At 62.9% G+C, this 10,122-nt stretch carries 10 protein-coding genes and 1 pseudogene; 4 read left to right on the forward strand and 7 right to left on the reverse strand.

Going from position 1 to position 10,122, the window contains the following annotated elements; genetic code table 11:
* The 3 genes and pseudogenes from J9892_RS14515 to yidZ form a co-directional block, all read left to right on the forward strand.
* Positions 1 to 132, forward strand: a pseudogene (locus J9892_RS14515) (IS5/IS1182 family transposase); the annotation flags it as partial.
* A gap of 99 nt (positions 133 to 231) precedes the next feature.
* A complete protein-coding gene (locus J9892_RS14520) occupies positions 232 to 795 on the forward strand; it encodes a hypothetical protein (RefSeq protein ID WP_124813335.1) in 564 nt (187 codons plus the stop codon).
* Between the two features lie 10 nt (positions 796 to 805).
* Positions 806 to 1,846 carry an HTH-type transcriptional regulator YidZ gene (yidZ, locus tag J9892_RS14525; protein WP_210538536.1) on the forward strand — a complete coding sequence of 347 codons (1,041 nt, stop codon included), beginning with the start codon at positions 806 to 808 and terminating at the stop codon, positions 1,844 to 1,846.
* On the opposite strand, the gene ruvX is transcribed toward yidZ, so the two are convergent.
* The 7 genes from ruvX to metK form a co-directional block, all read right to left on the reverse strand.
* A complete protein-coding gene (ruvX, locus tag J9892_RS14530) occupies positions 1,843 to 2,265 on the reverse strand; it encodes a Holliday junction resolvase RuvX (protein ID WP_010673863.1) in 423 nt (140 codons plus the stop codon). The genes yidZ and ruvX overlap by 4 nt on opposite strands.
* A gap of 111 nt (positions 2,266 to 2,376) precedes the next feature.
* Positions 2,377 to 2,931: a YqgE/AlgH family protein gene (locus J9892_RS14535; RefSeq protein ID WP_010673864.1), complete on the reverse strand. Its 555-nt coding sequence runs from the start codon at positions 2,929 to 2,931 to the stop codon at positions 2,377 to 2,379.
* 154 nt (positions 2,932 to 3,085) lie between these two features.
* Positions 3,086 to 4,036: a glutathione synthase gene (gshB, locus tag J9892_RS14540; protein ID WP_052815123.1), complete on the reverse strand. Its 951-nt coding sequence runs from the start codon at positions 4,034 to 4,036 to the stop codon at positions 3,086 to 3,088.
* A 124-nt stretch (positions 4,037 to 4,160) separates the two neighbouring features.
* Complete coding sequence (rsmE, locus tag J9892_RS14545; RefSeq protein ID WP_041212593.1) at positions 4,161 to 4,892, reverse strand: 16S rRNA (uracil(1498)-N(3))-methyltransferase; 732 nt, start codon at positions 4,890 to 4,892, stop codon at positions 4,161 to 4,163.
* Between the two features lie 129 nt (positions 4,893 to 5,021).
* Positions 5,022 to 5,714 (reverse strand): endonuclease, encoded by a 693-nt coding sequence (locus J9892_RS14550; RefSeq protein WP_210538537.1) that lies wholly within the window; start codon positions 5,712 to 5,714, stop codon positions 5,022 to 5,024.
* A 73-nt stretch (positions 5,715 to 5,787) separates the two neighbouring features.
* Positions 5,788 to 6,327, reverse strand: coding sequence for a SprT family zinc-dependent metalloprotease (locus tag J9892_RS14555; protein ID WP_210538538.1), 540 nt, complete (start codon positions 6,325 to 6,327; stop codon positions 5,788 to 5,790).
* Positions 6,328 to 6,395: 68 nt separating this feature from the next.
* Positions 6,396 to 7,547, reverse strand: coding sequence for a methionine adenosyltransferase (gene metK / locus J9892_RS14560; RefSeq protein ID WP_010673869.1), 1,152 nt, complete (start codon positions 7,545 to 7,547; stop codon positions 6,396 to 6,398).
* A gap of 340 nt (positions 7,548 to 7,887) precedes the next feature.
* Here metK and tkt point away from each other — a divergent pair, with 340 nt between their 5' ends.
* Positions 7,888 to 9,879 carry a transketolase gene (gene tkt, locus J9892_RS14565; protein WP_182976411.1) on the forward strand — a complete coding sequence of 664 codons (1,992 nt, stop codon included), beginning with the start codon at positions 7,888 to 7,890 and terminating at the stop codon, positions 9,877 to 9,879.
* Positions 9,880 to 10,122: the final 243 nt, after the last annotated feature.

Raw genomic sequence — 10,122 nt, forward strand, 5'->3', positions numbered from 1 at the left:
TGGTTGAAGAAGTTTCGCCGGTTTTCAACGAGATATGAAAAGCTAGCCAAGAGTTTTGCAGCCTTTATCAAACTGGCTTTCTGCCTTCGCTACTTGCGCGAGTTATGTGTGGACAGAAAACCAGCATTTTGAGAACACAGCCTAGTCAACCTGCGACTGCTCAAGGAGACCCGCCCCGCCCGCCAGCCTGCGGGGGCATCGCCGCTGGCCCTGCTGGGCACGGCCCCCTTCATGCTGCGCGCCTTGCTGACCAGCGCCAGCGTGACCGCCATCCTGGTCTATGTGAGCGTCTCGCCCCTCGTCCTGATGACCACGTTCGACCTGTCTCCCGAGCAGTACACCCGGCTGATGATGGCGATGGCCGGGGTGAGCATGTCCGCTTCCTTCCTGACCCCCTTGCTGCTGCGCTGGCTCGGCAAGGCAAGGGTACTGGCGCTCTCCCATCTCGCCTACCTGCTGGCCTTGCTCGCCCTGTTGTGCAGCAGCGGGCCCGAAGGCGGCCTGTCCTGGCTGCTGGCGGGGTGTGCCCTGGTCTGCATCGGGTTTTCCTGCGGGTTCGGGGTGGCGATGGGGGAGGCGCTGGATGTGTGCGGGGATCAGGTGGCATCGGCCAGTGCCCTGCTCTGCATCATGCAGATAGGGTTGTCCGGGCTCTTCATCTGGGGGATGGGCCATCTGGGGATGCCTGCGCTCTGGATGCTGATCCTGGCACTCCTGCTGGCGCTGCTCGGTTACCTGGTGGTCAAGGTGCTGCTACCATGGCGTGCGGTACGGCGAGTACGGGCTCGGGGATAGGAGAGACGCGATGCGCAATCTGGGTGAACTCGATTTGAACCTGCTGGTGGTCTTCAGGCACCTGATGCAGGAGCGCAGCGTGGCGGGGGCGGCCAAGAAGCTGTGTGTCACCCCGTCGGCGGTGAGCAAGGCGCTCGGCAAGCTGCGGGACTGGTTCGGGGACCCCCTCTTCGTGCGCGTGCGCCAGGGCTTGCAGCCGACCAACCTCTCCCTGACCCTGGCAGAGGAGCTCAAGACCTGGTTCCAGCTCACCGAGAGCATCAGCACCCTCAACCGCGAGGCGATCCCCGAGGGGGCCCGCTTCAGTCTGGTGATGGAGTCCCCCTTTGGCATCAGCTTCCTGAGCGAGCTGCCCACGACCATCTACCAGAAGTACCCCCACTCCGTGGTCAGGATGCTGGGCTGGGATCACCACTCTCTCAACGACATCGTCAACGGGGAGGCGGATCTCGGCTTCTGTGCCCGGGAGACCCACGGCCGTTCCCATGCCAGGGTCAACCGGCTGCCCTATTACATCGATCATGAGGTGCTGTTCTGCGATCGTCCCGTGGTGTTCCTGCGCAAGGATCACCCCTTGCTCGGGCAGACGTGGTCGCTGACCCGCTTTCTGGCCTGCCCCCAGGTGAGCGTGGTGTGGGAGGCCAGCGACAGCTGGGCACTGGATGATCTGCTGGAGGACGAAGGCCACAGGCGGCAGGTGCCCATCATGGTGGCGAGCTTCGAGCAGGCGCTGCATATCGCCGCCCAAAAGAGCCACGAGCTGATCGCCGTGGTGCCTTCATATTGCGCGGACTATGCCGCCAGACATCACCCCGACCTCATCCCCATGCCGTTGCCGCTGGAAGAGTCTCTCTATGCCCAGCTGGAGATCGCCTTCATCCTGCTGTGGCACAAGCGCCACAATCAGGATGCCAAGGTGATGTGGTTGCGGGGGGAGATCCGGCGGCTCTATGGCCTGGCCGCGGCGGGGATGACGCGTTTTGCCTGGGGCGGGCCCATGGAGAGCGGGGCGGTGAAAGAGAAGCAAGGGGGAGGAGGCTCCCCGGTTTAGTCGTACTGCTCTTCCATCCAGGCTTCGACGATGAGCTGGGCGGAGACGCCGTCCACACTCCCCTTGTCCAGCGCCTTGTAGCCGCCACGTTCAAACAGGCGGGCGCGGGCATCCGTGGTGGTGAGCCGCTCGTCCTTGAACTCCACCGGCTTGCCGAAGCGACCGTGCAGGCGATTACCGAACTTGCGAGCCCGCACCGTGATCTCCTGGTCCGTGCCATCCATGTTGAGCGGCAGACCGACGATCAGCAGATCCGGTTGCCACTCCTTGATCAGCTTCTCTATCTCGTCCCAGTTGGGGATGCCGTCGTTGGCCTTGAGGGAGCGAAGGGGGCGGGCGCTGCCCGTGAGCTCCTGGCCGATGGCGACGCCGATGCTCTTGGTGCCGTAGTCAAAGCCCATGATGCTGCGTGATGACATGGGGTCTCCTCTAAATGGATGGATAAATGAAGGGGGAAGACCCCTCCCTGCCTCCCCCTGCTCGTGGGGGAGGTGAGCGTGCCGCCTCCCCCGGAGGGGAGGGCCGGGGTGTCAGCTATGGCCCACCTGGCTGGAGAGGTGCAGGGGGTTGACCCCAATGCTCGCGGCGGCTTGCTGCCAGCGCAGGTGGATGGGGGTATCGAAGACCAGCTTGGGATTGGGGGGGATCACCAACCAGGCGCCATCCACCAGCTCCTGCTCGAGCTGGCCTGCACTCCAGCCGGCGTAACCGAGCGCCACCAGCCAGTGGTCCGGCGCCTCGTCGGTGCCCAGGGTCTCCAGGATGTCCTTGGAGGTGGTGACCATCATCTCGTCGCTCACCTGCAGGGTGGAGTTGAAGCCCGGGCGGAAGCTGTGCAACACGAAGCCGCGATCCCCGTGCACCGGCCCCCCCTGCAACACCGGCTGTTTCATCTCGGCGGTGGCGGGGGGATTGAGGTTGAGCTTGGTCAGCATGGCGTCCAGGGACATGTCGACCGGAATGTTGACCACCAGTCCCATGGCGCCTTCGCTGCTGTGTTCGCACAGATAGACCAGGGAGCGCTGGAAATAGGCGTCCGTGAGGCTCGGCATGGCGAGCAGAAAGTGATTTTGCAGTGTTTGCATGGAGCGTATGTATCTCTTAGCGTGCAAAGGTATTTGGGGTGATTATGGCAGTTGATGGCGGCGGGCAAAACCGCTTTTTGCCGGTAGTCAAAGGGGCCTTCACGGCCCCTTGTGTGTGTTTCCTCGCTGCGGCAACGGGTCGCTGGGCAAGGGGTCAGCGGCCCAGCCGGCGCTCGATGGCGTCCATCAGCATGCCGGTAATGGAGACGTCGAAGGCCGCCTCAATCTCGCGGATGCAGGTAGGGCTGGTGACGTTAATCTCGGTCAGGCGATCGCCGATGATGTCGAGGCCGACGAAGATGAGCCCCTTCTCTTTCAGGGTCGGGCCCACTGCGCGGGCGATGGCCCAGTCCGCCTCGCTCAGGGGGCGCGCCTCGCCACGGCCACCGGCCGCCAGGTTGCCACGGGTCTCCCCTTGCGCCGGGATCCGGGCCAGGCAGTAGGGTACCGGCTCGCCGTCCACCACCAGCACTCGCTTGTCGCCATCCTTGATGGCAGGCAGATAGGTCTGCGCCATGCAGTACTGGCTGCCGTGAGAGGTTAATGTCTCGATGATGACGCCGACGTTGGCGTCATCCTCCTTCATGCGGAAGATGGAGGCGCCGCCCATGCCGTCCAGCGGCTTGAGGATGACGTCCTTGTGCTTGGCGTGGAAAGCCCGCAGCTTGTCGGCTCTGCGAGTGACGAGTGTGGTCGGGGTGTGCTCGGCAAACCAGGCGGTGTAGAGCTTTTCGTTGGCGTCGCGCAGGCTCTGGGGCTTGTTGACGATGAGGCAACCCTCATCCTCGGCTCGCTCCAGCATGTAGGTGGCGTAGATGAACTCGGTGTCGAAGGGGGGATCCTTGCGCATCAGGATCACGTCCAGGCTGGAGAGCGGCTGATCCACCACCTCGCCCAGCGTGTACCAGTCGGCATAGTCATATTTGACGGTGAGCGGACGCATGGTACCGAAGGCGCGACCGGCCTCCATGTAGAGATCCTTCATCTCCAGATAGAACAGCTCGTAGCCGCGCTTTTGCGCCTCTTCGAGCATGGCGAAGCTGGAGTCCTTCTTGATGTTGATGGCCGAGATGGGGTCCATCACGATGCCGAGTTTAATGGTCATCCGAGTTTCCTTCCTAATGGCTCGATTGGATGTGATGACCCCCTCCCTGCCTCCCCCTTCACAAGGGGGAGGAGCCTGTTGCTCCCTCCCCTGCGAAGGGGAGGGCCGGGGTGGGGGTCGGCTGTCAGGCCAGATCGCCAAAGCGGCACTGAAGCGCAGTAATCGCCGTCAGGGCGGCGGTTTCGGTGCGCAGCACCCGCGGCCCCAGCAGCATCTCCTTGAAATCTTCCTGCACGGTACGGGCGATCTCGTCGCCGGACAAGCCCCCTTCCGGGCCGATCAGCAGGCGCACGCCGTGCTCGGGGATGGGCAGGGTGTTGATGCTGTAAGGGGCGCGCGGGTGCAGGTTGAGCTTGAGCTCCTGAGTCTCTTCCGCCAGCCAGGCGTCGAGCTCCATCGGCATGCGCACCTCGGGCACGGTATTGCGACCGCACTGCTCGCAGGCACTGATCACCACTTTTTGCCACTGCTCGCGTTTTTTCTCCAGCCGATCGGCGGGCAGCTTGACGCCGCAGCGCTCGGAGAAGAGGGGCGTGATGCAGGTGACGCCGAGCTCCACCGATTTCTGGATGGTGAAGTCCATCTTGTCGCCGCGGCTGATCACCTGACCCAGGTGGATGGCAAGGGGGGACTCCACCGAGCGGGTCTCGCAACTGTCGATGGTCACCTCAACGGACTTCTTGCCCACACTGGTGATGGTGGCGGGGTACTGGTGGCCGTCGCCGTTGAACAGCTCGAGCTGCTGGCCCGGCTGCATGCGCAGCACGCGGCCGATGTGATTGGCACCGTCTTCCGACAGGGCGAGGGTCTGGCCCACCTGCAGGCTGGCCGGTTCATAGATACGTGGAATGCGCATGGCTGATAGTCAGTCTCTTGCTTGGAAACCCTTCAATACCCTACTGCACGGCGGCGAGCAAGGCTCGCGAGACAGAGAGTGAAGGGATTCAGGAGGAGGGGGACGCTCCCCCTCCCTGGTCAAATGGGGTTATTGGCACTGCTTTTCAATGAAGGGATTGGTATTGCCCTGCAGCTTGCCGATACGGCGGTTGCGCTCGCACTCCCAGCGATCAGCCGGATACTGCCTGTCCCAGGCTTCGTAAAGCTTGCGCTGCTGGGCCGCCAGACGCAGTCCGTACTGCTGGCTCATGTAGAGGTAGGCGCGGGCGATCTGGCCACGCACCGGCCCCTTGGGCGGCTGCACCTGGCGCTCCTTGAAGTCCACCAGCATCTGGCACTTGCCGTACTGGTTCGGTTTGCCGTTCCAGTCGCTGAAGCGGAAGTTCGCCCGATCGCCGTTCACCTCGCCGATGGCGGGGAAGAGGTTGTGCATGTCTCCCTCCATCCTGTTGAACTCGTCGCTCTTGCCGCAATTCTTGCGACCCCCTTCCTGCCAGCACTGGAGCTGGTGGCCGAACTCCCAGGCGGGCACCACGTGCTCCCATTCGATGCGGGAGGCCCGCTCGGCCTGCTTGCGCGGCAGGTAGCCGCAGCTCTCCCAGTCGGGGGCCATCTTCTTGCCGCTGAACTTGATGTTGCAGCCGCAGTAGAAGGTGACGGGGTGGCTCTGGTAGAGCTTGTTCAGATCCTGCTTGGCGGCGCGAAAGGTCTGGATGTTGTCGGCATGGGCCGGGGCGCTGACCAGCAGGGCCAGGCAGAGGGAGAGCAGAGGGCGAAACATGAATATCCTTGGCAATGAGACAGTTGAATGAAGTAAGCGCGCACCCTATCACAGGAGCGCGACACGGGGTGACTCAATCCGCCGGGGCGTCGCGCTGCCACACCAGGGGCTGGCGACAGCGGCGGCAGTGATAGCGGGCCTCGCCGCGCATCACCTTGTTGTGGCGGCGCACCGAGAGGGGATGCTGCTGGCAGGCGCAGGCATACACGAAGGTGCGCTGGGCCAGCACCCCCAGATCAAAGCTGTGGGTGGTGCTGGGTTCGAGGCCGAACAGCTCCCGCATCACCGACTGCCACTGGCGACCATGGGGCAGTACCCGGCTCTTGCCGCGCCCCTCTCCCCAGAGCGCATAGACCAGCAGGTGCGCCACCTCGTGGGGCACCACTTCCCTGAGAAACGCTTGCTGATTGGCCTGATAGAGCGCCGGATTGAAACGCAGCTCCCAGGTTTGCAGCCGCGCCGACCCTGCCGCCCGGCCCCGCATGTTGCAGTGGACTTGCGGGCGCGGGAAGGTGCGGCCAAGGCGCGTTTCAGCCTGCACAAAGCAGGCCTCGACGCGCGCGAGCAGCGTCTCGATGAGGGCGGGGTCAAGCCGGGTGGCAGTGGCAGGCATGGGATCCTCGGGACAGGACACAAAAGCAAAAGGGGAGCCAGGCTCCCCTTTTATCACAACCTCGAGCCTTACAGGCCAGCGGCAGCGCGCAGCAGCTCGGCCTTGTCGGTCTTCTCCCAGGGGAACTCGTCGCGGCCGAAGTGGCCGTAAGCGGCGGTTGCCTGGTAGATCGGGCGCTTCAGATCCAGCATCTCGATGAGACCATAGGGGCGCAGCTCGAAGAACTCGCGCACCAGCTTGACCAGCAGGGCTTCGGCCACCTTGCCGGTACCGAAGGTTTCGACGCTGATGGAGGTGGGCTCGGCCACGCCGATGGCGTAGGAGACCTGCACTTCACAGCGATCCGCGAGACCTGCGGCCACGATGTTCTTGGCCACGTAGCGGGCGGCGTAGGCGGCGGAGCGGTCCACCTTGGACGGATCCTTGCCGGAGAAGGCGCCACCACCGTGACGGGCCATGCCGCCGTAGGTGTCGACGATGATCTTGCGACCGGTCAGACCGCAGTCACCCATGGGGCCGCCGATGACGAAACGGCCGGTCGGGTTGATGAAGTACTTGGTGTCCTTGTTGATCCACTCGGCCGGCAGCACCGGCTTGATGATCTCTTCGCGCACCGCTTCCACCAGATCGCTGTGGCTGATGGAGTCGCAATGCTGAGTGGAGAGCACCACGGCATCGACACCCAGGATCTTGCCTGCGTCGTCGTAGGCGAAGGTCAGCTGGCTCTTGGCGTCCGGACGCAGCCACGGCAGGGTGCCGTTCTTGCGCACTTCTGCCTGACGCTTCACCAGCAGGTGGGAGTAGGTGATGGGCGCGGGCATCAGCACGTCGGTTTCGTTGGTGGCGTAGCCGAACATCAGGCCCTGGTCACCGGCACCTTGCTCCAGCGGGTCGGTACGGTCGACGCCCTGGTTGATGTCCGGAGACTGTTTGCCGATGGCGTTCAGCACGGCGCAGGAGTCGGCGTCGAAGCCCATGTCGGAGTGGGTGTAACCAATCTCGCGCACGGTGTCGCGCACGATCTGTTCGATGTCGACCCAGGCAGAGGTGGTCACTTCGCCGGCTACCATCACCATGCCGGTCTTGACCAGGGTTTCGCAGGCGACGCGCGCCTTGGTGTCCTGCTGCAGGATGGCGTCCAGCACCGCATCGGAGATCTGGTCGGCGATTTTATCGGGATGGCCTTCGGAGACCGACTCGGAAGTAAACAGCTTTGCCATGTTTGGTTCTCGATTCGTAAGGGTTATCGCCTTGGCCATAACCGGATAATGACAGGATGACTGTAGAGGTATCTACATCTGGACGTCTATTTTAAATAGGTCATCCGGTGATTGCCAGCACTATTTGGGGGTGGAGCCGCCCGGGGCGGGATGGGGAAGGGATCCACCTCCATGGAGGTAAGGCAGGGGGCGGATTGAATCGTTTTCCCCGCCCAGAAAAGCGATTGTGCTCCCAAAGCCACTTTATTCGCCCAGATAATATTTGCACGCCGCGCCCCCTGCTGGGACAATAACGCGCCTTAATCTTGGCCATCAAATGAAGCAATCGCAGGAGATACAGATGCCTTCTCGTAAAGAGCTTGCCAATGCCATTCGTGCATTGAGTATGGATGCCGTTCAAAAAGCCAACTCCGGTCACCCGGGCGCCCCCATGGGAATGGCGGATATCGCTGAAGTGCTGTGGCGCAGCCACCTCAAACACAACCCGAACAACCCCAAGTGGGCCGACCGCGACCGTTTCATTCTCTCCAACGGCCACGGCTCCATGCTGCTGTACTCCCTGCTGCACCTCTCCGGTTATGACCTCTCCATCGACGATCTGAAAAACTTCCGCCAACTGCACTCTCGCACCCCGGGTCACCCGGAGTACGGTTATGCGCCGGGCGTTGAAACCACCACCGGCCCGCTGGGTCAGGGCATCACCAACGCCGTAGGCATGGCGATCGCCGAGAAGGCCATGGCCGAGCAGTTCAACCAGCCGGGTCACGACATCGTCGACCACTACACCTACGCCTTCATGGGCGACGGCTGCCTGATGGAAGGTATCTCCCACGAAGCCTGCTCCCTGGCCGGCACCCTGGGTCTGGGCAAGCTGATCGCGTTCTGGGATGACAACGGCATCTCCATCGACGGTCACGTGGAAGGCTGGTTCACCGACGACACTCCCAAGCGCTTCGAAGCCTACGGCTGGCACGTCATCCCGGCCGTTGACGGTCACAACCCGGAGGCCATCAACGCCGCTATCGAAGCCGCCAAGGCCGAGACCGGCAAGCCGACCCTGATCTGCTGCCGCACCATCATCGGCTACGGTTCCCCGAACAAGTCCGGCTCCCACGACTGCCACGGCGCACCGCTGGGCAACGACGAGATCGCCGCCGCCCGTGCCTTCCTGAAGTGGGACCACGCGCCGTTCGTCATCCCGTCCGACATCGCCGCCGAGTGGAACGGTCAGGAGAAGGGTGCCAAGCTCGAATCCGACTGGGCTGCCAAGTTCGCCGCCTATGAAGCCGCTCACCCGGCCCTGGCTGCCGAATTCAAGCGCCGCACCGCAGGCGAGCTGCCGGCCAACTGGGCTGCTGAATCCGCCAAGATCATCGAAACCCTGCAGGCCAACCCGGCCAAGATCGCGACCCGTAAAGCGTCCCAGAACTCTCTGGAAGCCTTCGGCAAGCTGCTGCCGGAATTCATGGGCGGCTCTGCGGATCTCGCGCCGTCCAACCTGACCATGTGGTCCGGCTCCAAGTCCCTGACTCCCGAGAGCGCCGCAGGCAACTACATCCACTACGGCGTGCGCGAGTTCGGCATGTCCGCTATCATGAACGGCATCGCCCTGCACGGTGGTTTCATCCCCTACGGCGCCACCTTCCTGATGTTCATGGAGTACGCCCGCAACGCCCTGCGCATGGCCGCCCTGATGAAGCAGCGCGCCATCTTCGTCTACACCCACGACTCCATCGGTCTGGGTGAAGATGGCCCGACTCACCAGCCGGTGGAGCAGATCGCCTCCCTGCGTCTGACCCCGAACATGAGCACCTGGCGCCCGTGTGACCAGGTAGAGTCCGCCATCGCCTGGAAACACGCCATCGAGCGTACCGACGGCCCGACCTCCCTGATCTTCTCCCGTCAGAACCTGGCCCAGATGGACCGCACAGCCCAGCAACTGGCCGATGCCGCCAAGGGGGGTTACGTGCTGAAGGATTGCGCCGGTACTCCGGAACTGATCCTGATCGCCACCGGTTCCGAAGTGGAGCTGGCCGTGGCCGCCTATGAGCAGCTGACTGCCAAGGGCCGTGCCGTGCGCGTGGTCTCCATCCCGTCTACCGACGTGTTCGATGCCCAGTCCGCCGAGTACAAGGAGTCCGTCCTGCCGGCCGCCGTCACCAAGCGCGTGGCCATCGAAGCGGGCATCGCCGACTACTGGTACAAGTACGTGGGCTTTGGCGGCAAGATCATCGGCATGCGCACCTTCGGTGAGTCCGCCCCGGCCGAGCTGCTGTTCAAGGAATTCGGCTTTACCGTGGAAAATGTGGTTGCGACTGCTGAATCCCTGTAACAGCCCCTGTAATCGCTGACCATTGAGCTTCTTTGGCTCAATGGCAGGAAAATAAAACGCCCCCCATCGCAAGATGGGGGGCGTTTTTATGAAAAAATCTAGGGAAGGTGCGAATAAGCGGGGAAATTCTTCTCGGCTGACTCAGTCATTTCATTTTTTCAGTTTGAGCCGATCTTTTCTCCCGTAAATGCCTTGAATCAGCCTATTTAGACCGTTTCTTCGCCATTTAAGGCGTTATTCCCA

Source organism: Aeromonas sp. Prich7-2, assembly GCF_017939255.1.
In the GTDB taxonomy this organism is placed as follows: Bacteria; Pseudomonadota; Gammaproteobacteria; order Enterobacterales; family Aeromonadaceae; genus Aeromonas; species Aeromonas caviae.